Genomic DNA, 23,105 nt, shown 5'->3' with positions numbered 1-23,105 from the left:
TTCATGCACTGACGGCAGACGTGTTCAGGCTGGCCTGACCCGAAAGGACTGAACGTTTGCGCCAATAAAAGCTCCATTTTCAAGCGGCGCTGATTTCCAGAACGCCACCGGAGGTGTGACTTTGAACATTCAAGACCTGACCAAGCATGTAAAGGATCAAACGGTTCGTGAACTCGATTTGATCTCCATGGAAGGCGGTTCCTACGTGCTGCACGCAAAGCTCGACGGCAAGTCTGTGCCGGTGGAAGATTCGAGCGGAAAAACCCTGCACGTTGCTTCGGTGGAAGAGGCGCGCAAGGTGCTGTCTTCGGTGTCTGACGTAAAACTGTTCATGACCCAGGCCGTGGCGCATGACGAAATGGTCGGTCTTGACGATGTTCGGGCCCAGTCTTCGCGGCACGAGATACCCTTGCGCTCCAGCCTGTGATTGCCGATCAGGTGTTGTCGCGCCTGACCGCAACGCACTTGATTTCGAGCAGCAACCCGGGGTGCGCCAGTTCGGCAACGCCGATGCAGGTCCAGGCACATTGGCCACGCGGGAAAATGCGGTTTTTCACTTCACGAAACACCGCCATGTGCTCGCTCATGGCGACGTGATAAGTGGTCATGTCGACGATATCGTCGAAGGTGCAGCCGCCCTCGGCCAGTACGGTGCGCAGATTTTCCCAGCAGGCGATGAATTGCGCCTCTGGGTTGAGAATGACTTCCATATCCCGCGTACGCCCCACCTGGCCCGCGCAGTACAGGGTATCCCCAACCCTGACCGCAGGCGCATAGCCTGCACGGTCCATGATCGACTGCATGGTGGGCGGAATGATGAGCTCTCGGTCTGACATGTTGTAACACCTGTTTGTAACGCTTGAATGTGCAGTGGCTGATCTGGCTATCGCCGTTCCGGCCTACGCCTTGGCGGCCGGTCTGGCAGCACGCCGTGGCTTTTTCGCCGCAGTGTCCGCTGTGGCGGTGGAGGTCTTGGCGACGCGCTTTGTGGTCTTGCGTTTTTTCTTCCAGGGCGGCGCAACGCCTGCCGGGCTGGCCGGCCCGCTGATGCTCATACGCATGCCGACGCAACGGCTGACCTGTTTGCTCATCCACGCCGCCTGTTTGGCAACGAACTCTTCGAGGCTCATTTCGCCGCTCTGGACCATGTCCAGCGCCTGCTCCCAGATGGCGGTAGTGCCCGGATCGGCGATGGCACGCGGCACGGCGTCGATCAGGCTGAAGGCCGCCGGTGCTGCGCACAGCGATTTGCCCTGCTTGGTCAGGTAGCCACGGTCCAGCAGGCCTTGAATGATCCCGGCGCGGGTGGCTTCGGTGCCGATGCCGGTGGTGTCCTTGAGCTTCTGTTTGAGCAGCGGGTCTTCCACCAGTTTGGCGACGTTCTTCATCGCCTTGATCAGGTCTCCCTCGGTGAACGGTTTCGGCGGCTGGGTCCAGAGGTCCTTGAGGACGACCTCGGCGATTGCACACTCGCAGCCCTGAAACAATGCCGGCAACGGCTGCGGGGCAGGCGCTTCACGACCCTTGGCCGGGGTCAGCGCTTCGGGCATCGCACGCTTCCAGCCCGGCTCGACGATCTGCTTGCCCACCGCACGCAGCGCGTGGCCTGCACAGTCGAAGTCAGCCTGGGTGCGGTCGTATTCATGGTTGGGCAGAAACTGGGCCAGGTAACGCGCCCTGATCAGGGTATACACCGCTCGCGGTTTGCCGGTCAGACGTTCTACGCCACGCACCGCCGCGGTGGGAATGATGCCGTGGTGCGCCGTCACTTTGCTGTCATTCCAGGCCCGTGACCGACGTTGTGGGTCGAGGTGCGGGGAAAGGCCTGCCAGTGCAGGGTCGGCCTTGCACAGTGCCGCGATGATGCCTGCGGCTTCACCGTGCTGACTGTTCGGCAGGTACCCGCAATCGCTGCGCGGGTAGGTGATGACCTTGTGGGTTTCATACAGGGACTGGGCGATGTCGAGGGTTTCCTGCGCGCCGAGCCCGAGCTTCTTCGAACAGATTTCCTGCAGGGTACCCAGGTCGAACGGCAAGGGCGCGGCTTCGCGAATGCGCTCGGTACGCAGCTTGACCAGTCGTGCGCTGGCTGCGGCGTGCATGTCGTGCGCAGCCTGTTGCGCCAGCGCCTGGTTCAGGCAGCGGTCCTGATCGTCGCAGGCGTCCGACGGCGCGCGCCACTGGGCAATGAAGGCCTGATTGTCATGCAGCAGCCTGACGTCAATCGCCCAGTAGGGCGCCGGGACGAAGTTGGCGATGCTGCGATCACGGTCTACCACCAGTCGCAGGGTCGGGGTTTGTACCCGGCCCACTGGCAACACGCCCTGATAACCGGATTGTCGACCCAGCAGGGTGAACAGACGGCTCATGTTCATGCCGATCAGCCAGTCGGCGCGTGATCGGCCCAGTGCCGAGTGATACAGGCTGAACGTGTCGGCACCGGGCTTGAGCGCCGCCAGCGCCTTGCGAATCGAGGCGTCATCCAGTGCCGACAGCCACAAGCGCTGAATCGGCCCGCGATAGCGACAGTGCTCGATCAGTTCGCGGGCGATCATTTCGCCCTCACGGTCGGCATCGGTGGCGATCACCAGTTCCCGGGCTTCACCCAGCAGTCGTTTGACTGCCTTGAACTGGCTGGCAGTTCTGGGCTTGACCAGCATCTTCCATTTTTCCGGAACAATGGGCAGGTCTTCCAGCACCCAGCGTTTGTAACGTGCATCGTAGGCATCGGGCGGGGCGGTTTCCAGCAGGTGGCCGATGCACCAGGTCACCGTCGCATTGGCACCCACCCAGCAGCCGTCGCCACGCCGGGTCGCGCCGAGCGCAGCCGCAATGTCTTTGGCCTGGGAAGGTTTTTCGCAGAGAAACAGCCGCATGACTACCGTCGTCGATTACCGGTGCAAGGGCTGCAAGGATGAACGTTGAATGCGTAGCGGGCAAGTTTTATCTGTATGGATATACAGATAAATGCACTGTGCGGCCTCAGCAATGGACCGCTCGATGTTCTGCCCGCTTGCGCGGTCCAGCCTTTAGAGTTGCCGGTGGCTCAGCTCAACAATTCGGAAAACGCCTTGTCGGCTTCCAGCACCGCTGGCAACCCGGCAAACAGAGCGTCCAGATCGATGCCTTCCATCAGCGGCCCGCCTGACGCCTGCTGCGCCTGAGGTGTTGCGCCGCCATGGGCTTCCAGCGCGTCTGAAATGGTGATGGCCTGGGCGACGATCCTCGGTAAAGACGCGTCCTTCGGTGCCTTCAGCGGAGTCGCCTGATAGGCGATTGCGTCGCGAATGACCTGGGGCAGATGCCAGCGACTGGCCAGTTCTGCGCCGACTTCCGGGTAGCTGAAACCCAGTTGCAGGGTTTCGCTGGCTGCACGCCCTGGCGTCCCGGCTTTAGCGGCGTTGTTCAGGCGCTCGGCCACATCGGGCGCGCCGGTCTGGATCAGCAACTCTCCGATGTTATGCATGACCCCGCAGGTAAAGGCGATTTCAGGGTCGGCACCGGTCTGTTTCGCCAGCATCCGGCAGATCCCTGCCACCTGAAAGCTTTTCAGCCAGAACCCCTTGAGATCAAAACTCGGCCCGGCCTTGAAGGCACCGGTCACTGCCGAGGCCATTACCAGCGTACGCAACGTATTGAAACCCAGGCGCATGGCCGCGTCTTCGATGCTCGAGGATTCCCTCGAACCACGAAAGCGCGCCGAGTTGGCCAAGCGCAATACCTTGGCCGCAATCACCGGGTCTTTTTCTATATTGCGGGCAATGCTTTCCAGGTTGGAAGAGGGATTGTCAAATTGCAGCATCAAGTCCTGAGCCACTTTGGGAATACTCGGGAGGCTATGCAAACCGTCAAAAAGTTGCTCGATACTTGGCATGGCGAAACCATCCTGTGCAGGGCGGGGGATGATTTCAACCATAGCCAGTTTTTCATGTTCTGCACGCTTGAGTGTCGATTATGGGAAGGACATCTCGACCCCCGACGAAAAAAATAATCAAGGACTCGTGGGTCGCGCCGATATGGCGATACAAGCGTCTTTGTAAGGTGTCGATACTCGGACCTGCCTGGTGATTGACGCCGCGGCAGGTGTATCGGCTCCGGTTGCTGAACGGCCTGTGGGTTGTAACGTGAAATAGACGGCACCGTTGTGAAGTTTGATTGGCGATCCAGAGATCGTCCTTATTGGTTTTTTGCCGTGGAAGTATCCGCTATGAAGAGTCTGGGGTTCAGCAAGAAAATCCTTCTTGCCGCTGCATTGATTGTGGTTGTTGCGTTCAGCGTGTTCATTGTCGTCAATGACTATCGCCAGCGTCAGTCACTCAAATCCAGCGTCAAGTCCGAGTTGCAGCAACTGGGTACGCTCACCACGCAGAATATTCAGACCTGGCTGGAAAGCCGTATGCAATTGCTGCAATCGATGTCGCAGCAGATCGCCGCGGATGGCAAGGAACTGCCACAGTTGCAGCGCGCCATCGGCCTGCCTGCCTACAGCGAAAGTTTTCAGCTGAGCTACTTTGGCAGCACCGAAGGCGTGATGTTCTCGGTGCCGTCGGCCAATCGCCCCGCTGACTACGACCCGCGTGCGCGTGGCTGGTACAAGGCGGCACAGAATGCGCCCGGCACCATTGTGACCGAACCCTACATCGCGGCATCTTCCGGCAAGCTGGTCATGACCATGGCCACACCGGTCAAGTTCCAGAATCAGTTCGTGGGCGTGGCCGGTGCCGATATCGCTCTGGACAACGTCACCAAGATCATCAACTCGCTGAACTTCGATGGCCATGGCTATGCATTTCTGGTCAGTGCCGACGGCAAGATTCTGGTGCACCCGGACAGCAAACTGGTGCTCAAGAACATCAGTGAAGCCTACCCGACCAACACTCCGAAAATTACCACGGGTGTGACCGAAATCGACTCCGGTAAAAAGCCGGAAATCATTTCTTTCACGCCTGTTCAAGGTGTTTCGACGGCCAACTGGTACGTGGCACTGGTACTCGAGCAGGATTCCGCCTACGCCATGTTGGCCGAGTTCCGTGCCTCGGCCATCACGGCCATGGTGGTAGTGGTGGTGGTGATCATCCTGCTGCTGGGTCTGTTGATTCGCGTGTTGATGCAGCCCTTGCATCAGATGGGCCGTGCGATGCGTGATATCGCTGACGGCGAGGGCGATCTGACCAAGCGTCTGGCGATCACTTCGCAGGATGAATTCGGTGAACTGGCCGAGTCGTTCAACCGTTTCGTCGAGCGCATTCACACTTCGATTCGTGAAGTGGCTTCGACTGCCGCACAGTTGGGCGAGGTTGCCACTCGGGTGGTCAAGGTCTCCAACGCGTCCATGAGCAACTCGGACCAGCAGTCCAACCGTACCGAAAGCGTGGCGGCGGCGATCAACGAATTGGGCGCCGCAGCCCAGGAAATCGCCCAGAATGCGGCACGCACCTCGCAGCAGTCGAGCGATGCGAGCGGCCTGGCCAGCGACGGCCAGAACGTCGTGCAGCAGACCATCAAGGCGATGAACGAGCTGTCCGGGAAGATCAGCGAGTCGTGCGTGAACATCGAAAGCCTGAATGGCAAGACCGCCAACATCGGGCAGATTCTCGAAGTGATCACCAGCATTTCCCAGCAGACCAACCTGCTGGCGCTCAACGCGGCCATCGAAGCGGCGCGTGCCGGTGAAGCCGGGCGCGGGTTTGCGGTCGTGGCCGACGAAGTGCGCAACCTGGCGCATCGCACTCAGGATTCTGCCCAGCAAGTGCAGACCATGATTGAAGAGCTGCAGGTCGGCGCTCGCGACGCAGTGACCAACATGACCGAGAGCCAGCGTCAGAGCGAGGACAGCGTCGGCATCGCCAACCTGGCCGGCGAGCGTCTGAGCAGCGTGACCCGCCGTATCGAAGAGATCAACGGCATGAACCAGTCGGTCGCGGCGGCAACCGAGGAGCAGACCTCGGTGGTCGAATCGATCAATGTCGACATCACTCACATCAACACCCTCAACCAGCTGGGCGTCGACAACCTGCGCCAGACCCTGGATGCCTGCAACTCGCTGGAAGAGCAGGCCGCGCGTCTGCAGCAACTGGTGGGCAGCTTCAGGATCTGATCCGGCCATTCTCTGCGCCGCTGCTCATACCTGGGCGGCGCAGGCAGAGCGTCTGGAACCGTATCCCGACGCCCTGCATCGCTGAACGTGTGCGCATCGCAACAACATCTGCGACAAACTGTTATGACCCCGTCATTCGAGCTTCATGAGGCTGCAACAACACAGGTTCAGTTTGGTTGACAACCAAATGCGACCTGTCCTGGGTCGTACACAGACCGAGAAGCCTCATGAACGAAGCCATTCATGTACAAGGCCTGAACAAGACCTTTTCCCATAAAAGCGCGCTCATTGACCTTGCGTTGTCTATACAACCCGGTGAGATGGTCGCGCTGATTGGCGCTTCCGGTTCGGGCAAGTCAACGCTGCTCCGGCATCTCGCCGGCCTGGCGTGCTGCGATCGCAGCAATGGCGGACAGGTTCAGGTGCTGGGGCGCGAGGTTCAGTCCTCGGGTCGCCTGAACGGCCAGGTGCGACGTCTGCGCGCCGACATCGGTTATATCTTTCAGCAATTCAATCTGGTCAATCGCCTCAGCGTGCTGGACAACGTCCTGCTCGGTTGTCTGGGGCGCATGCCACGCTGGCGCGGCAGTCTTGCGCTGTTCAATAACGAGGAAAAACAGCGTGCAATGGCTGCGCTGGAAAGGGTCGGGCTGGCGGACCTTGCCGCGCAACGGGCTTCGACCCTGTCCGGCGGTCAGCAGCAGCGAGTGGCGATAGCCCGGGCCTTGACCCAGCGCGCCGAAGTGATCCTCGCCGACGAGCCGATTGCCTCGCTGGACCCGGAATCGGCCCGCCGCGTCATGGAAATCCTCGCCGACATCAACCGCCGCGACGGCAAGACGGTCGTGGTGACCCTGCACCAGGTCGATTATGCCGTGCGCTATTGCCCGCGTGCGGTGGCTCTCAAGTCGGGGCGCATCCATTTTGATGGTCTGGCGCAGGACCTCAGCAAACAGTTTCTCAACGACCTCTACGGTGCAGACGCGGACGCGAGTCTGATGATCACCGAACGAAGCCGGCGTGTGCGGCAAAAAGCCAGCCTGACGCTGGCCAAGGTCTGACGTCCTTTCGACAACCATCACCTGACATTTTCCGGAGAGCCTGCATGTTCAAGCGTATCGGTCGTCTTCTCGCCTCTGCCGCCTTGCTGACTGCCTGCGCGTTGGGCACGGTCCAGGCCGCAGAAGAAAAAGCCATCAATTTCGGCATCATGTCCACCGAGTCTTCGCAAAACCTGAAAAGTATCTGGCAGCCGTTTCTCGATGACATGAGCCGCAAGACCGGTCTCAAGGTTAACGCCACCTTCGCCTCGGACTACGCCGGCCTGATTCAGGGCATGCGTTTCAACAAGGTGGACGTGGCCTGGCTGGGCAACAAAGCGGCGATGGAAGCGGTGGACCGCTCCAACGGCGAGATCTTTGCCCAGACCTCGGCCGCCAACGGTGACGCGGGCTACTGGAGCCTGCTGATCGTACGTAAGGACAGCCCGATCAATAACGTCGAAGACATGCTCAAGAACGCCAAGAGCCTGACCTTCGGCAACGGTGACCCGAACTCCACTTCGGGCTATCTGGTGCCAGGTTATTACGTGTTTGCGAAAAACCATGTCGATGCGTCCACCGCCTTCAAGCGCACCTTGAACTCCAGTCATGAAGTCAACGCCCTCAGCGTTGCCAAGGGTCAGCTGGACGTTGCGACCTTCAACACCGAAAGCTGGGATCGCCTGGCCGTGACTCAGCCCGACAAGGTCGAGCAACTCAAGGTGATCTGGAAATCGCCGCTGATCCCGGCCGACCCGATTGTCTGGAGCAAGGCGCTGTCGGACCAGGAAAAGGCAAAGATTCGTGAATTCTTCACCAGTTACGGCAATACCGACGAAGAGAAAACCGTGCTGAAGAACATGCAGATGGGCAAGTTTCTCAAGTCCAGCGACGACCAGTTGTTGCCCATTCGCCAACTCGAACTGTTCAAGCAGCGCACCGAAGTGGTGGCCAGCACCACGCTGGACGAGCAGGAGAAAGCCGCCCGTCTCAAGGATATCGATGCCAGCCTGAGCAAGTTGCAGGAGCGCATCACCGAGCTGAACCAGAAAACCGCAGGCAGCTCCGCAGGTTGAGCCAGCCGTTCACGATCAGGAGTTCGTCATGACCACTCATGCTGCCTATACCCAGGTCGCGGGCAAACCCAACGGGTCCCGTTATCTGGGTTGGGGCCTGTTGCTCGCTGCACTCGCCTGGGCCTGGCACGGCGCAGAAATGAACCCGATGGCACTGGTTCGCGACTCGTCGAACATGGCCACATTCGCCGCCGATTTCTTCCCTCCGGACTTCCGTGAGTGGCGCAGTTACCTCAAGGAAATGCTGGTGACTATCCAGATCGCTCTGTGGGGCACGGCGCTGGCGATTGTCTGCTCGATACCGCTGGGCATTCTGTGCGCCGAGAACATCACGCCGTGGTGGATTCATCTGCCGCTGCGGCGCTGCAGGGACGCTTTTCGTTCGATCAACGAGATGGTGTTTGCGATGCTGTTCGTGGTCGCCGTCGGGCTGGGGCCGTTCGCCGGGGTGCTGGCGCTGTGGATCAGCACCACCGGGGTCCTCGCCAAATTGTTCGCCGAAGCTGTCGAAGCCATAGAGCCCGGACCGGTCGAAGGGGTGCGCGCCACCGGTGCCAGCGCCTTGCAGGAAGTCATCTACGGGGTCATCCCGCAGGTCATGCCGCTGTGGATCTCCTATGCTCTATACCGGTTCGAATCCAATGTGCGCTCGGCGACTGTGGTCGGGATGGTCGGCGCAGGAGGCATCGGGGTTATCCTCTGGGAAAACATTCGCGCCTTTGCGTTCGTCCAGACCAGCGCCGTGCTGCTGGTGATCATCGTTGTGGTAAGCGTCATCGACATCATGTCGCAGCGCCTGCGCAAGCAATTCATCTGACAGAAGAGGGGTGTTCAATGAACACTTTTTTTAACCATGCAGTTGTCTAGACAAGTTAGCCCGATGTACCACGAGCTCGCCAACATCTTGCGTGAAGAGCTGACTACCTATCAGCCCGGCGATTTCCTGCCCGCCGAATTCCAGCTGGCCGAGCGCTTCAGCGTCAACCGCCACACCATTCGCCGCGCGGTCGATGAACTGGTACGTGAGGGCAGCGTGTTGCGACGTCAGGGCAAAGGCACTCAAGTGCTGGAGCGTCCGCTGATTTATCCGATGCAGGCTGACAGCGCCTACAGCAAATCCTGGTCGGCGCAGGGCCTGGGCGTGGAAGCGATCCTGCTGCGTCGTCAGGAATGTCAGGCCAGCCGTGAAGATGCCCAGCATCTGGGAGTGGACGAGCACGCGCCGCTGATCGAACTGCAGACACTGCGCAAACTGGACGGCCAGGCGGTCAGCCTGATCTTCCACCGCTACAGCGCCCGTTACAGCGATTTGCTGGCCGATTACCGCGGCGGCTCGGTGCGCCAGTACCTGGCTGAGCGCGAGTTGCCGTTGAGCCGTGCGCAGAGCCTGATCGGCGCACGCCTGCCGTCCCGCGAAGAGGCCGCGTGGTTGCTGATGCCCCGACACATGCCGGCGCTGACCGTACTGACGGTTTCCTGTGACCCGGCGGGGCAGCCGGTGGAGCTTTCCCGCTCGGTCAGCCGCGCCGATCGCTTCCAGTATCAAGTGGCGACTCCTTTCAAGACGACCTGACACCGAGGTGTTCCATGCAAGCAACTCCCGAAACAACGGCGCGTCAGCACTGGATGGGCGTACTGGCCCGCGCTCATGCCGATCAGCCGAGCCGCGAGCAGTTGAACCGCCACGAAGCGGCGCTACGCGACACCGATTACCAGATGATCCGCGCCCCGGAAATCGGCATGACCCTGGTGCGCGGCCGTATGGGCGGCACTGGTTCAGCTTTCAACCTCGGCGAAATGAGCGTGACGCGCTGTGTGGTGCGTCTGGCCGACGGGCGCACCGGCTACAGCTATCTGGCTGGACGCGATAAGCGCCACGCTGAACTGGCGGCTCTGGCCGACGCGCATTTGCAGGGCGCGCAGCAGGCCTGGTGGCTGTCCGAGTTGATCGAGCCGCTGGCGCGTGCGCAAGCCGAGCGTCGGGCGCGCAAGGACGCCGAGGCCGCTGCCACCAAAGTCGAATTCTTTACCCTGGTCCGAGGAGAAGACTGATGAATGCCGTCCTTTTGCAACCTGCCTTCACCGATCCGGTACTGGATGCCCAGCGCAGTTTTCGTGTCGCCCTCAAGGCGTTGTCCGGTCCGGGGGTGATTCAGACCCTGCCCAGCGCGCACCAGCCGCCGGCCTTGCAGGGTCTGGACAGTGCAACCCACGCCTTGTGCCTGGCGCTGCTGGACCTGGACACGCCAGTGTGGCTGGCGCCGGCATTCGATACCCCGGCGATTCGTGCGAACATTGCCTTTCATTGCGCCAGCCCGATTGTCACTGAGCGGCACGCAGCGCGCTTCGCGTTGCTCGATGCATCGACTGCCCTGCAACTGCACGATTTCGATACCGGCAATGACCGCTACCCGGATCAGTCCTGCACCTTGATGATTCAGCTGCCTGACCTGCAAGGCGGGCGGATGCTTGCCTGGAGCGGTCCGGGCATCGAGCGACACCATTCGGTGGCCCTGCCGCTGGATGAAGGTTTCTGGGCCGCACGTGAAGCACATAATGTCTTCCCTTGCGGGCTGGATGTGTTCTTTGTCTCGGGCAGTCGATTGCTCGGCTTGCCACGCAGCACCCGCGTGCAGGAGTGTGCCTGATGTACGTCGCAGTCAAGGGTGGCGAACAGGCCATCGATAATGCTCACCGCTTGCTGGCCAGCAGGCGTCGTGGCGACACCGGCATTGCCGAACTCGACGTCGAGCAGATTCGTCAGCAACTGCCGCTGGCGGTAGCACGGGTCATGAGCGAAGGTTCGCTGTACGACCCGCAACTGGCTGCGCTGGCGATCAAGCAGTCGGCGGGCGACCTGATCGAAGCGATCTTCCTGCTGCGCGCCTACCGCACCACGCTGACGCGCTTTTGCGCCAGCGTGCCCATCGACACCTCGAACATGCAGCTCAACCGTCGCTTGTCGGCCACATTCAAGGACCTCCCTGGCGGTCAATTGCTGGGGCCGACCTTCGACTACACCCATCGCTTGCTGGATTTTACCCTGCTGGCCGAAGGCGAGCACCCGGGCCCGGAAGTCACCCTGCACGCCACGCTTGAGCCCTGTCCGCGAGTGCTCGGATTGCTTGCCAAGGAAGGGCTGATGAAGCCCGAAGTCGACGATGGCGAGCGCGTCGCGGACATCACCCGCGAGCCGCTGGAGTATCCGTCCAGTCGTGCCCAGCGCCTGCAGGCACTGGCGCGTGGTGATGAGGGGTTTCTGCTGGCGCTGGGTTATTCGACCCAGCGCGGTTATGGCCGCAATCACCCGTTCGCCGGGGAAATCCGTATCGGCGAGGTGGAAGTCTGGATCGAACCTGAAGAACTGGGCTTCCCGATTGTGATTGGCGACATCGAAGTCACCGAATGCGAGATGGTCAATCAGTTCGTCGGCTCGGCCAGCGAACCCGCGCAGTTTACCCGGGGTTACGGCCTGGCGTTCGGTAACGCGGAGCGCAAGGCAATGGGTATGGCACTGGTGGACCGTTCGCTGCGCGCCGAGGAATTCAACGAAGAGATCCTCTCACCGGCCCAGCAGGAAGAGTTCGTCCTGGCGCACTGCGACAACGTTGAAGCGGCGGGTTTCGTTTCTCACCTCAAGCTGCCGCATTACGTCGACTTCCAGTCCGAGCTGGAGCTGATCCGCAAGCTGCGCAAGTCTGCACCGAAACCGGGGAGCGACCAATGACTCATTCACCGATGAACACCACACAGCAAAGGCCTGCACGGGATGAGGCCTACAACTTCGCTTATCTGGACGAGCAGACCAAACGCATGATTCGTCGCGCCCTGCTCAAGGCGGTGGCGATCCCCGGTTATCAGGTGCCGTTTGGCGGGCGCGAAATGCCGCTGCCGTATGGCTGGGGCACCGGCGGTATGCAACTGACCGCCGCAATCCTGGGCGCCGATGATGTGCTCAAGGTCATCGACCAGGGCGCTGACGACACCACCAACGCGGTTTCGATCAGGCGTTTCTTTGCCCGTACGGCTGGCATTGCCACAACCGAGCGCACGCCCGAGGCGACGGTCATCCAGACCCGTCACCGAATCCCGGAAACACCGCTGCACGCCGATCAGATCATGGTCTATCAGGTGCCGATTCCCGAGCCGCTGCGTTTCATCGAGCCCTCGGAAACCGAGACCCGGACCATGCACGCGCTGGATGATTACGGCGTCATGCACGTCAAACTCTATGAGGACATCGCCACCTTCGGCCATATCGCCACCAGTTACGCCTACCCGGTGATGGTCGATGAGCGCTATGTGATGGACCCGTCGCCGATTCCCAAATTCGATAACCCCAAGCTGCACATGAGCCCGGCATTGATGCTGTTCGGCGCAGGGCGCGAAAAGCGTCTGTACGCCGTGCCGCCATATACGCAGGTGGTGAGCCTGGACTTTGAAGATCACCCGTTCGAGGTGCAGCGCTGGGAGCAGTGCTGTGCGATCTGCGGCAGCCATGATTCCTTTCTCGACGAGCTGATTCTCGACGATGCCGGGACGCAGAGCTTTGTCTGCTCCGACACCGATTACTGCGCCCAGCGCGTCAAACAGCAGGAGAACGATCGATGATCAGTGCACGTTCATTGGACCCGGCGGGCGAGCGCCTTCCCGAGGCTGTGCAGCCGCTGCTCAAGGTGCGCGGTCTGACCCGTCTGTACGGTGTGCAGAAGGGCTGTCAGGACGTCAGTTTCGATCTGTACCCCGGCGAAGTGTTGGGCATCGTTGGCGAGTCCGGCTCGGGGAAATCCACGCTGCTCTCGCTGTTGAGCGGACGTTGCCCGCCGGACCGCGGCAGCATCGACTATCGCAGCAAGGAGGGTGACTGGTTCGACCTGTACAGCGCCAGTGAGGCGCAGCGGCGCACCTTGCTGCGCACCGAGTGGGGCTTTGTCGAACAGAATCCGCGTGATGGCCTGCGCATGGGCGTGTCGGCCGGCGCCAATATCGGTGAGCGTCTGATGGCGCAGGGGGTGCGCAATTATCAGCAGTTGCGGGGTGCCGCGCTGGACTGGCTGACCCAGGTGGAGATCGATCCGCAGCGCATCGACGACTTGCCGCGGACCTTTTCCGGCGGCATGCAGCAGCGTCTGCAAATCGCCCGCAACCTGGTCTCCAGCCCGAGACTGGTGTTCATGGACGAACCCACCGGCGGGCTCGACGTGTCGGTGCAGGCCCGCCTGCTCGATCTGTTGCGCGGGCTGGTGCGCGAACTGGATCTGGCCGTGGTCATCGTCACCCATGATCTGGCAGTCGCGCGGCTGCTGGCTGACCGGCTGATGGTCATGCGTCGCTCGGAAGTGGTCGAAAGCGGCCTGACCGACCAGATTCTCGATGACCCGCAGCACCCGTATTCGCAACTGCTGGTGTCCTCGGTATTGCAGCCATGAGCCGCACTGTCCGAACAGCCTGTACAGAAGAGGTGAGCCCGATGACAACCTTGATCGAGGTCCGTGACCTGTCGAAAACTTTCACCCTGCATCAGCACAACGGCGTGGTCCTCAATGTGCTGCGCGGCCTGAATTTCTCGGTGCGCGCCGGCGAATGCCTGGTGCTCAGCGGGCAATCCGGCGCGGGCAAAAGCACGCTGCTGCGCACCCTGTACGGCAATTATCTGCCTGCCGCCGGCAGCATTCGCGTGCAGCATGAAGGCGAGTGGACCGAACTGGTCGGCGCAACCCCGCGCCAGGTGCTTGAGGTGCGACGCAAGACACTCGGCTACGTCAGCCAGTTCTTGCGCGTGATTCCGCGTGTGTCCAGCCTGGACGTGGTCATGGAACCGGCTCTGGCGCGCGGTTGGCCCCGTGAGCAGGCTCAGGAGCGCGCGCAACTGCTGCTGGGGCGGCTGAATATTCCGCAGCGCCTGTGGCCGTTGGCGCCCAGTACGTTTTCCGGTGGCGAACAGCAGCGTATCAACATCGCGCGCGCATTCATGGTGCCATGGCCGGTGCTGTTGCTCGACGAACCGACTGCGTCGCTGGACGACGCCAACCGCCGGGTGGTGCTGGAACTGGTCGACGAGGCCAAACAGGCCGGTGCCGCCCTGATCGGTATTTTCCATGATCGCGACGCCCGCGAGGCAGTCGCCAATCGTCAACTCGACATGACCCCGGTGGACCTCACCGCCAAGGAGTTGCTGCAATGCTGAACGAACAGGTTTTCAGTAACGCCCGCGTGGTGACGGCCGAACAGGTATTCACCGGCACTGTGGTGGTCCGTGACGGCCTGATTGCCGAGGTCGAGAGTGGATGCAGTCAGTTGAGTCAGGCCCAGGACATGCAGGGCGACTACCTGCTGCCGGGACTGGTGGAATTGCACACCGACAACCTCGAAAAGCACCTGTCGCCGCGTCCGGGTGTTGACTGGCCGTCGATGTCGGCGGTGATCAGCCACGATGCGCAAATCGTCGCGGCGGGCATCACCACGGTGTTCGACGCGCTGTCGATCGGCGACATCAACCCCAAAGGCAAGCGCATGCAGCAATTGCCCGCCATGCTGCAGGCGATTGCCGACGCCAATGCGGCAGGCCTGACTCGCGCCGAGCATGTGCTGCACTTGCGCTGCGAGGTCAGTCACCCGGATACCTTGAGCGTGTTTCGCGATCTGGTGGACCAGCCACTGGTGCAACTGGTCTCGGTGATGGACCATGCGCCCGGCCAGCGTCAGTTTGCCCTGGAGTCCAAGTACCGCGAGTACTACATGGGCAAGTACCACATGAATAACGAGGAAATGGACCGTTTCATCGTTGAACAGGTGGCCAACTCCAACGAGTACGCCGACCGTTACCGGCGTGCGATCGTCGAACTGTGCCTGGCGCGCGGCCTGTCGATTGCCAGTCACGACGATGCAACCATGGCGCATGTCGAGGAGTCGGCGGGTTTCGGCATGAACATCGCCGAGTTCCCGACCACGCTCGAAGCGGCCCGTGGCTGTCGGCAACTGGGCATGAGCGTGTTGATGGGCGCACCGAACATCGTGCGCGGCGGCTCGCACTCCGGTAACGTGGCGGCAGCATCGCTGGCCCGCGACGGGCTGCTGGATATTCTGTCCAGCGATTACTACCCGGCCAGTCTGTTGCAGTCTGCATTCATGCTCGCCGATCAGGACAACGCATGTGACCTGCCGCAGGCGATCAACATGGTCAGCCGCACGCCGGCCGTGGCTGCCGGGTTGGCGGATCGTGGTGAAATACGTGTGGGGCTGCGCGCTGATCTGATCCAGGCGCGTGATCATGCTGGCCTGCCGGTTATCGACAAGGTCTGGCGACAAGGCAAGAGGGTGTTTTGATGGTTGGCAGGTTGATCTATCTTATCGGGCCGTCCGGATCAGGCAAGGACAGCCTGCTGGACGCGGCCCGGGATACCCTGGCGCAACGCGATTGCCGAATCGTTCGGCGGGTGATCACCCGTTCTGCCGAAGCGGTGGGCGAGGCGGCGCAGGCGGTGACCGTCGAGCAGTTCGAGCAGATGCGCGAGCGAGGCGCGTTCGCCTTGAGCTGGCAGGCCAATGGTCTGCACTACGGCATTCCCGTCGAGATCGATCAGTGGCTGCTGGAAGGCCATGACGTCCTGATCAACGGCTCCCGGGCGCATCTGCAGAAGGCGCAGGCGCGCTATCCCACGCTGCTGGCGGTGTTGCTGACGGTCAATCAGGAGGTGTTGCGCAAGCGCCTGCTGGCGCGCAACCGGGAAAGCCTTGCGGAAATCGAGGAGCGTCTTGCGCGCAACTCACGCTTTGCCGGAGACTTGCTGGCGAGCAATCCGCAGGTCTTCCCGCTGGATAATTCCGCTGATCTGCAACACACCGTTGCCACGCTGCTCGGCTTGCTCGACAAGCGTCACGCATGCGCCTGACCCTGCTGGGCACCGGTGACGCCCGACAGGTGCCGGTCTATGGCTGTCAGTGCCTGGCGTGTGCTGCCGCGCGTGCCGACCATGATCTGCGCCGCTTGCCGTGCAGCGCGCTGATCGAATGCGCCGACCAGCGCTGGTTGATCGACAGCGGCCTGACCGACCTCACCGAGCGTTTTCCGCCGCGTAGCCTGAGCGGGATTCTGCAGACGCACTACCACGCCGACCATGCGCAGGGGCTGTTGCACCTGCGCTGGGGTCAGGGGCTGGTGATTCCGGTCCACGGCCCGGCGGATCCGGAAGGCCTGGCCGACCTCTACAAACACCCCGGTATCCTGGATTTCAGCCAGCCATTCGCGGCTTTCGAATGCCGTGCACTTGGCGCGTTGCAGGTCACAGCGCTGCCACTGGTGCACTCAAAGCCTACGTTCGGCTACCTGTTCGAAGGCGACGGGCAACGTTTTGCCTACCTGACTGACACCGTCGGCTTGCCCGGCGACACCCGCGAGTACCTGCAACGTGCACCGCTGGACCTGCTGGTGCTCGACTGCTCCATGCCTCCACAGCCTCAGCCGCCGCGTAATCACAACGACCTGACCCTGGCGCTGCAAACCATCGAGTGGCTAAGACCGGGCAGGGCGGTGCTGACGCATGTCGGCCATACGCTGGATGCGTGGTTGATGGAGCACTCAGGGCAGTTGCCGGGCAATGTAGTGGTAGGGCGGGATGAGATGAGTGTGCTCTGAGCGAGGTCTTCACATCGCGCCAATCTCCGGCTTGCCCGTTCTCGACCCGCCATAGATCGGCGGATGCGTGACGATGTGGGTCAGGTCGACCGCCGAGGCCAGCAGTTTTTGCAGGTCGGGACGCGGACGTGACAGGCGTGGATCATTCAGCGTTGCCTGCTCGATCGCGTCAGCGCAGGCCAGCAGCTTCGCATCGCCACGAAATCCGCCGATCACCTGCAGCCCGAACGGCATACCGTTGTGGTCGGCGCCGCAGGGCAGGGACAGCGCCGGATTGGTGGTCAGGGTGATGGTGTAGCACAGCGCCAGCCAGCGATAGTAATTGTCCAGGGGCACGCCATTGACTTCGCGCAGGTACAGCTCGTTCCAGGGGAAGGGCGAGACTGGCGTGGTGGGCGCGAGGATCAGGTCGTAGTGTTCGAATTGTTTCTGAAAGCCGCGAAAGATCCGGCTTTGCTCGCCATGCGCCTTGACGCAGTCCTGCAGCGACATCGCGGCACCCATGTCGAAATTGGCGCGGGTGTTGGGCCCCAGTGCATCAGGGTCGCGGTCGTGAGCGTCCTGCAGCCCGGCGACGAAGGCTTCGGCACGCAGGACGTCGAAGGTGCGATGGGCGCTGGTCAGATTCAGGTCGATGGCTTCGCAGGACTTGAACAGCGATTTCAGGGCGCTGATCTTTTCCCGAAAGACGGCACGGATTCTGTCATCCACAGCACACGCGCCGAAGTCTTCGCTGTAGCCAACGCGCAGCTGGCTGAGGTCGATCGGGCGCGGTGCGAACTCGTCAGCGGCGATGGCATAACTCAATGGGTCGGACTGCCCCAGCCCGGCGCTGGCGCGCAGTTGCAGCAGGGTATCGGCAACATTGCGGCCCATGGGGCCTACCACTGAAATTGGTGTCCAGCCGAGCTTCTTGCGTTCACTCGGCACCAGCCCTGGTGAGGGACGCAGGCCGACGATACCGCACAGCGCCGCGGGAATGCGCAGCGAACCGCCGGTGTCCGAGCCGCTGCACAGCGGCACCATGTCGACGGCCAGTGCGGCGGCGGATCCACCCGAGGAACCGCCGGCATTCAGTTCAGGATTGAACGGGTTACCGGTCGCGCCCCACACCACATTGCGGGTATTGGCGCCTGCGCCCAGCTCCGGAACATTGGTCTTGCCGACCATGATTGCCCCGGCCGCACGCAGGCGCGCGACGAACAGGTTGTCCTGCGCGGGAATGTTGTCGCGAAACAGTTGCGAGCCGTAGGTGGTGAGGACCCCGGCGGTCTCTTCCAGGTCCTTGATGCCGATTGGCAGGCCATGCAGCAGCCCCAGAGATTTGCCCTGCATGACGGCCTGTTCGGCCAGCAGTGCCTCGTCGCGGGCGCGCTCGAAACAGGTCGCGGCGAACGCGTTGATCTTTGGGTTCAGGCTTTCAATCCGCTCGATACAGGCGTCCAGCAACTCCACCGGAGAGAGCTGTTTGTTGCCGATCAGCGCACGCAGTTCGGTGGCGGATTTACCGAGCAGCTCAGACGATTTTTGCATGGAGTGTTCCTCACTGGACTTAGGTATAACGCTGGGTGCGGAGCATGGCTACGATACTGGCCCGAATGTTCATCGTTCCGCATGCTCCGTGGGGGAATGCATTTCGTGACGCTCTGCGTCACACATCCCCCAGCGCCAGAATCGTCGCGACCAGCGCCTGGCCTCTGGGCACCAAGGTGTTCAGTTCCAGGTACTCGCGATCGGTGTGGACCTTGCCGCCCACCGGGCCAAGGCCGCACAGGGTCGGGATCCCCAGGCTGGCGGTAAAACCCGAGTCGGCGCAGCCCCCGGTGAATTCGCCTTCCACGCTGAAACCCAGTTCCTGCGCGAGGCCCTGATAAATACTCAGCAACTCGGTGCTGTGTCGGGCTTCCATCGGCAGGAAGGTGGTGGCTTCCAGCAGTCTTGCTGACGTGCCGGGCAGTTCCTCTTCGGCGACGATCGCCTGCACGGCGGCAAGTATTTCCGTCCATTGGCGAAGCTCGACAAAGCGCACGTCGAGCTTCGCCGTGGCGCTGGGCGCTACCGTGTTGCTGGAGGTGCCACCGCAGATCAGCCCGACATTGGTGGTGATGCCCGCTGCGTAATCAGTCAACGCATGCAACTTGATCACCTTGTGCGCCAGCGCCTGGATGGCACTGGCACCGTCGGCATGATTGACCCCCGAATGCGCTGCGCGGCCGTTGACTTCGATGATCAGCGTGGCACCGCCTTTGCGCGCGCTGACCACATTGCCGCTGGCGCGTCCCGGTTCGGGGTTGAGCACCGCGCGCGCCTGGCGGGCGTAGTGTTCGATGTGACTGCGAGCGCTGGCGGAGCCGATTTCCTCGTCGCCGGTATACAGAATCTGCACCGGGAACGGCAGCGGGCCTGCGCGCTTCAATGCCTTCAGCGCAAAGCAGTTGAGCACCAGTCCGCCTTTCATGTCGGCCACGCCAGGGCCGTAGGCCAGCTCGGCGTCCCTGGTGTAGCCACGGGTGGACGTGGTGCCTTTCGGAAACACCGTGTCGCGGTGCCCAAGCAACAACACCGGTTTGCCGGGGCCGCCGGGCAACTCGGCGAGCAGTACATCGCCAAACCCTTCGACCGGGATGCGTGTGACGTCGATACCGTCGACCTGCAACTGCTCGACAAGCAGGTCACCGACCGCGTCGACGCCGACCTTGTCGTAGCTGTTGGAATCGGTATCGACCAGGCGCTGCAGCAGCGCTTCCATCGCCTCATATTGCTCGGCCAGCCACGCGGTGGCGTGCAGTTGTGCCTCATTCATTCACTCAGCTCCTGTGCCCGCTGCTCCCGGGTCAGTCGTGCGCCGTCCGTGCCGAGGTCCCAGAACAGTCCGGCCATGATTTGCAGGCTCTCCTTGACCACCGGAGCCAGCAAGTGCTCATCAGGCGCATGCTGCGAGCACGCCGGGTATGAGTGTGGCACCCAGACCGTCGGCAGGCCCAGCACTTCAGCGAACACGTCATTGGGCAGCGAACCGCCCAGATTGGGCAGTAGTGCGGGTTTCTTGCCGGTGGTGGCGGCCAGCGAATCCAGCGCCCAGCCGACCCACGGGCTGTCCGGCGACAGGCGCGTGGCGTGCATCACGTCCATGCGCGTCTGCCTGACCTCGACACGATCGAAGCCATGGGTATCGAGGTGCGCGCGCACCGCGGGGATGAACGCGTTGTAATCGCTGTCGACCACAAAGCGAATGTGACACAACGCGTGAGCCTTGCCGGGAATGGCGTGTACCGGGGCGTCCGGGTTGCCGGTCTTGAAGGCGAGGACGTCGAGGGTGTTCCAGCCGAAGACTTTTTCGCTGAGCGACAGCGCCGGGTTGCCCCAGTCGGCGTCGATGTCCGGATCGCCGGGGCCGCCGCCGACCTCGATATCCGCCAACGCGGCATTCACTGCGTCGGGAATGGCGTTGGGCATCAGCCCCGCGACTTTCACCCGGCCATGTTCATCGACCATGCTGGCGATGGCATTGGCCAGAATGATGCCCGGGTTGGCCAGCAGGCCGCCCCAGTTTCCGGAATGGTGCGCACCTTCGCGCAGGTTCACCGTCAGCTCGAAGTTGAACACTCCGCGCGAGCCGAGAAACAGGGTAGGGCGTGCCGCCGCCAGGCGCGGGCCATCGGAGGCGATAAAGATGTCGGCGGCGAGCTCTTCTGCGTGGGCCTGGCAGAACGCGCTCAGGCCGGGGGAGCCATCTTCCTCGCCCATTTCCAGAAGCAGTTTGACGTTGAAACCCAGCTTGCCATCGCGAGCCTTGAGGGTCTGCTCCAGTGCCGTCAGGTTGATCAGGTGCTGACCCTTGTTGTCGGCGGTGCCGCGCCCGTACCAGCGCTCGCCACGTTCAATCACCTGCCACGGTGACAGGCCGGTCTGCCACTGCGCGTCATAGCCGCGAACCACGTCGCCGTGGCCGTAACTGAGCAGCGTTGGCAGTTCAGCGGCTTCGATGCGCGTGGCGATCATCAGCGGGCCACGTCCGGCGACCGGGTTGTCATGCACGGTAACGCTGAAACCCAGACGCTCGACATGCGGGGTGATGAACTCATGAAGATAACGATACAGCTCGGGCAGGCTCTCGGCCTCCTGGCTTTGGGTCGGGTAGGCAACGCTTCTGCCGAGCAGGGCGAAAAAGGCGCCGTTGTCGAACTGTTCAGTGACGTTTTCGATGGCGTGCGAACGGCTACTCATGAGGGCATCTGCTCCAGAGGTTTCGAGGTGTCGTGCAGGTGGCAGCGAACGGTTCCGCCTTCCATGCGGCCAATGGCCGGGGCTTTTTCCTTGCACACCGGCATGCACGCCGGGCAGCGCGGATGAAAGGCGCAGCCGGACGGCGGCGACATGGGATTGGGAAAGGTCCCGTGCAAACCCAGGTCGGGAATGCCCAGGTGCGGGTCCGGGGTCAGCACCGAGTCCAGTAACGCCTGGGTGTAGGGATGGCCGGGCCGGGCGAACAAGGATTCGCGGCTGCGCTCTTCAACGATCCGCCCCAGGTACATGACCGCCACGCGGTCGGCCAGATGTTCGATAACGGCCAGGTTGTGGCTGATCAGCAGGTAAGTCAGGCCGAACTCCTGCTTGAGGTCCTGCAACAGATTGAGGATCTGCGCCTGCACCGAAACGTCCAGCGCCGAAGTCGGTTCGTCACAGATCAACACATCCGGACGCATCACCAGCGCCCGGGCAATCGCCACACGCTGGCGCTGGCCACCGGAAAGCTGGCTCGGGTAACTGTCGATCACGCGTTTGGGCAAGCCGACCACGTCCATCATCGCTTCGGCGCGCTGGCGACGTTCTGCCGGGGTGCCGATGCCATGCACGATCAGCGGCAGCGTGACGATCTCGCGCAGGGTCTTGCGCGGGTTGAGTGACGAGTAGGGGTCCTGAAAGATCGGCTGAATGCGCCGCGCCATCTCCTTGCGGTCGGTGCCGGCGAGGTGCTTGCCGTTGACCAGTACGTCGCCGCTGCTGGGCGCAAGCAGCCCCAGCAGCATCTTCGCCAGGGTACTTTTACCGCAACCCGATTCGCCGACCAGCCCGAGTGTTTCGCCGCGCATCAGGCGCAACGACACACCATCGACGGCTTTGAGCGTGGCATCGGGTTTGAAAAAACCACGACTGATGCTGAATTCGCGGCGTATATCGCACAGCTCCAGCGCAATGTCTTTCTTGACGCTGGCAGTCGGAACCTGTTTCACGGCGGTATTCATGACGGTACGCCCTCACGGTGAAACACAGGTTCGGCGCCCGCTGCGGCAAACAGGCAGCGAGTCATGTGGTTGTGGCTATTGATCGGCGGGACGTCGTCGGCGCAGGCCGGGATCGCCTGCGGGCAGCGATTGCGAAATGCGCAGCCGTGTTGCTCGCCCACCAGACTGGGCACCAGCCCTGGAATCGACCCCAGCGGCTGGCCCGGCTGAGTGCGTCCGGGGATCGGAATGCTCGCCAGCAAACCGCGGGTATAGGGATGTTGCGGGTTCTCGAACAACTCGATGGCCGGGGCGGTCTCGACGATCTGTCCGGCGTACATCACCGCAACCCGATCGGCGATACGTGCCACCAGCCCCAGGTCGTGGGTGATGAAGATCACGGCCAGACCCAGCTCCTTCTGAATGTCGCGGATCAGGCGCAGGATCTGCGCCTGAATGGTCACGTCCAGCGCGGTGGTCGGTTCGTCGGCGATGATCACGTCCGGTTCGCACATCAGGGCCATGGCGATGATCACCCGCTGGCGCAGGCCGCCGGACAATTGGTGCGGATACTGGCGCAAGCGCTCGCCCGCGTTGCTGATCCCGACTTTCTCGAGCATTTGCGCGGCGCGCTGCAGGGCCTCCTTGCGGGACACCTTGCGGTGTCGGGTGAGCACTTCGCTGAGCTGATCGCCAATGCTGTAGGCCGGGTTCAGCGAGGTCATGGGCTCCTGAAAGATCATCGCCAGCCGGTTGCCGCGCAGGTCGCACATCTGCCGCTCGCTCTGGGTCAGCATGTCGATGCCGTCCAGGCTCAGCGTCGTTGCGGCCCGCCGGGCCTTGCGCGGCAGCAGGTCCATGAGCGCCAGCGAAGTCAGGGATTTGCCGCAGCCGGACTCGCCGACGATGCACAGCATTTCGCCGCGCTCGACCTGAAAGTCCAGGCCGCGCACTGCGTGCAGCGTGTCTTGGCCGAGAGGAATCTCGACACGCAGGTTTTCAACATTCAAAAGCGCCATGTGCGTATCTCCT

Annotated in this window: 23 protein-coding genes; 15 read left to right on the top strand and 8 right to left on the bottom strand. The window is 62.1% G+C overall.

Features of this window, described 5'->3' with window-relative positions; genetic code table 11:
- Positions 1-115: 115 nt before the first annotated feature.
- Positions 116-427 (top strand): DUF6482 family protein, encoded by a 312-nt coding sequence (locus tag JOE29_RS13545; protein WP_024647907.1) that lies wholly within the window; start codon positions 116-118, stop codon positions 425-427.
- Positions 428-434: 7 nt separating this feature from the next.
- Here JOE29_RS13545 and JOE29_RS13540 read toward each other — a convergent pair whose 3' ends face one another.
- From JOE29_RS13540 to JOE29_RS13530, 3 genes are all read right to left on the bottom strand, one after another.
- Positions 435-836 carry a RidA family protein gene (locus tag JOE29_RS13540; protein WP_032660784.1) on the bottom strand — a complete coding sequence of 134 codons (402 nt, stop codon included), beginning with the start codon at positions 834-836 and terminating at the stop codon, positions 435-437.
- A gap of 63 nt (positions 837-899) precedes the next feature.
- The gene (locus JOE29_RS13535) at positions 900-2,876 is read right to left on the bottom strand and encodes a DNA topoisomerase III (RefSeq protein WP_209996546.1); all 1,977 of its coding nucleotides are present in this window, start codon (positions 2,874-2,876) and stop codon (positions 900-902) included.
- Positions 2,877-3,046: 170 nt separating this feature from the next.
- The gene (locus JOE29_RS13530; RefSeq protein WP_004418047.1) at positions 3,047-3,874 is read right to left on the bottom strand and encodes an HDOD domain-containing protein; all 828 of its coding nucleotides are present in this window, start codon (positions 3,872-3,874) and stop codon (positions 3,047-3,049) included.
- Between the two features lie 333 nt (positions 3,875-4,207).
- On the opposite strand from JOE29_RS13530, the gene JOE29_RS13525 reads away from it, so the two are divergent.
- The 14 genes from JOE29_RS13525 (at position 4,208) to phnP (ending at position 16,848) form a co-directional block, all read left to right on the top strand.
- Positions 4,208-6,097: a methyl-accepting chemotaxis protein gene (locus JOE29_RS13525; RefSeq protein ID WP_024960096.1), complete on the top strand. Its 1,890-nt coding sequence runs from the start codon at positions 4,208-4,210 to the stop codon at positions 6,095-6,097.
- Positions 6,098-6,324: 227 nt separating this feature from the next.
- The gene (phnC, locus tag JOE29_RS13520; RefSeq protein ID WP_003346938.1) at positions 6,325-7,158 is read left to right on the top strand and encodes a phosphonate ABC transporter ATP-binding protein; all 834 of its coding nucleotides are present in this window, start codon (positions 6,325-6,327) and stop codon (positions 7,156-7,158) included.
- Between the two features lie 44 nt (positions 7,159-7,202).
- Entirely contained in the window at positions 7,203-8,213 is a 1,011-nt protein-coding gene (phnD, locus tag JOE29_RS13515; protein WP_003423924.1) for a phosphonate ABC transporter substrate-binding protein, read from the top strand.
- A 28-nt stretch (positions 8,214-8,241) separates the two neighbouring features.
- Entirely contained in the window at positions 8,242-9,030 is a 789-nt protein-coding gene (gene phnE / locus JOE29_RS13510) for a phosphonate ABC transporter, permease protein PhnE (protein WP_210079602.1), read from the top strand.
- A gap of 36 nt (positions 9,031-9,066) precedes the next feature.
- Positions 9,067-9,786, top strand: coding sequence for a phosphonate metabolism transcriptional regulator PhnF (gene phnF / locus JOE29_RS13505; protein ID WP_016567958.1), 720 nt, complete (start codon positions 9,067-9,069; stop codon positions 9,784-9,786).
- A gap of 14 nt (positions 9,787-9,800) precedes the next feature.
- Complete coding sequence (phnG, locus tag JOE29_RS13500; RefSeq protein WP_004418042.1) at positions 9,801-10,265, top strand: phosphonate C-P lyase system protein PhnG; 465 nt, start codon at positions 9,801-9,803, stop codon at positions 10,263-10,265.
- Positions 10,265-10,861, top strand: coding sequence for a phosphonate C-P lyase system protein PhnH (gene phnH, locus JOE29_RS13495; protein WP_210079601.1), 597 nt, complete (start codon positions 10,265-10,267; stop codon positions 10,859-10,861). The genes phnG and phnH overlap by 1 nt, the downstream gene beginning before the upstream one ends.
- Positions 10,861-11,940 carry a carbon-phosphorus lyase complex subunit PhnI gene (locus JOE29_RS13490; protein ID WP_210079600.1) on the top strand — a complete coding sequence of 360 codons (1,080 nt, stop codon included), beginning with the start codon at positions 10,861-10,863 and terminating at the stop codon, positions 11,938-11,940. Before phnH ends, JOE29_RS13490 begins: the two co-directional genes overlap by 1 nt.
- A gap of 11 nt (positions 11,941-11,951) precedes the next feature.
- A complete protein-coding gene (locus JOE29_RS13485) occupies positions 11,952-12,824 on the top strand; it encodes an alpha-D-ribose 1-methylphosphonate 5-phosphate C-P-lyase PhnJ (RefSeq protein ID WP_161632612.1) in 873 nt (290 codons plus the stop codon).
- A complete protein-coding gene (gene phnK / locus JOE29_RS13480; protein ID WP_003403603.1) occupies positions 12,821-13,642 on the top strand; it encodes a phosphonate C-P lyase system protein PhnK in 822 nt (273 codons plus the stop codon). Before JOE29_RS13485 ends, phnK begins: the two co-directional genes overlap by 4 nt.
- Positions 13,643-13,683: 41 nt before the next feature.
- Positions 13,684-14,400, top strand: coding sequence for a phosphonate C-P lyase system protein PhnL (gene phnL / locus JOE29_RS13475; protein ID WP_046265732.1), 717 nt, complete (start codon positions 13,684-13,686; stop codon positions 14,398-14,400).
- The gene (locus JOE29_RS13470; RefSeq protein ID WP_210079599.1) at positions 14,394-15,539 is read left to right on the top strand and encodes an alpha-D-ribose 1-methylphosphonate 5-triphosphate diphosphatase; all 1,146 of its coding nucleotides are present in this window, start codon (positions 14,394-14,396) and stop codon (positions 15,537-15,539) included. Before phnL ends, JOE29_RS13470 begins: the two co-directional genes overlap by 7 nt.
- Positions 15,539-16,105 carry a phosphonate metabolism protein/1,5-bisphosphokinase (PRPP-forming) PhnN gene (gene phnN / locus JOE29_RS13465; protein ID WP_003403600.1) on the top strand — a complete coding sequence of 189 codons (567 nt, stop codon included), beginning with the start codon at positions 15,539-15,541 and terminating at the stop codon, positions 16,103-16,105. The genes JOE29_RS13470 and phnN overlap by 1 nt, the downstream gene beginning before the upstream one ends.
- A complete protein-coding gene (gene phnP / locus JOE29_RS13460) occupies positions 16,096-16,848 on the top strand; it encodes a phosphonate metabolism protein PhnP (RefSeq protein WP_210079598.1) in 753 nt (250 codons plus the stop codon). The genes phnN and phnP overlap by 10 nt, the downstream gene beginning before the upstream one ends.
- Positions 16,849-16,857: 9 nt before the next feature.
- Here the strand turns inward: phnP and JOE29_RS13455 are convergent, their stop codons facing one another.
- The 5 genes from JOE29_RS13455 to JOE29_RS13435 form a co-directional block, all read right to left on the bottom strand.
- Complete coding sequence (locus JOE29_RS13455) at positions 16,858-18,381, bottom strand: amidase (protein WP_210079597.1); 1,524 nt, start codon at positions 18,379-18,381, stop codon at positions 16,858-16,860.
- Between the two features lie 118 nt (positions 18,382-18,499).
- Positions 18,500-19,651, bottom strand: coding sequence for a M20 family metallopeptidase (locus JOE29_RS13450; RefSeq protein WP_210079596.1), 1,152 nt, complete (start codon positions 19,649-19,651; stop codon positions 18,500-18,502).
- Positions 19,648-21,075 carry a M20 family metallopeptidase gene (locus tag JOE29_RS13445; protein ID WP_210079595.1) on the bottom strand — a complete coding sequence of 476 codons (1,428 nt, stop codon included), beginning with the start codon at positions 21,073-21,075 and terminating at the stop codon, positions 19,648-19,650. The genes JOE29_RS13450 and JOE29_RS13445 overlap by 4 nt, the downstream gene beginning before the upstream one ends.
- On the bottom strand, positions 21,072-22,094 hold the full coding sequence (locus tag JOE29_RS13440; RefSeq protein ID WP_011267551.1) for an oligopeptide/dipeptide ABC transporter ATP-binding protein: 1,023 nt from the start codon (positions 22,092-22,094) through the stop codon (positions 21,072-21,074). The genes JOE29_RS13445 and JOE29_RS13440 overlap by 4 nt, the downstream gene beginning before the upstream one ends.
- Positions 22,091-23,092, bottom strand: a complete 1,002-nt coding sequence (locus JOE29_RS13435; RefSeq protein WP_161420908.1) for an ABC transporter ATP-binding protein — start codon at positions 23,090-23,092, stop codon at positions 22,091-22,093. The genes JOE29_RS13440 and JOE29_RS13435 overlap by 4 nt, the downstream gene beginning before the upstream one ends.
- Positions 23,093-23,105 lie beyond the last annotated feature (13 nt).

It is taken from the genome of Pseudomonas sp. PvP009 (genome assembly GCF_017832995.1).
Classification (GTDB): Bacteria; Pseudomonadota; Gammaproteobacteria; order Pseudomonadales; family Pseudomonadaceae; genus Aquipseudomonas; species Aquipseudomonas syringae.
Note: the sequence above shows the minus strand (reverse complement) of the source record. Positions and strands in the feature narration are given on the sequence as shown.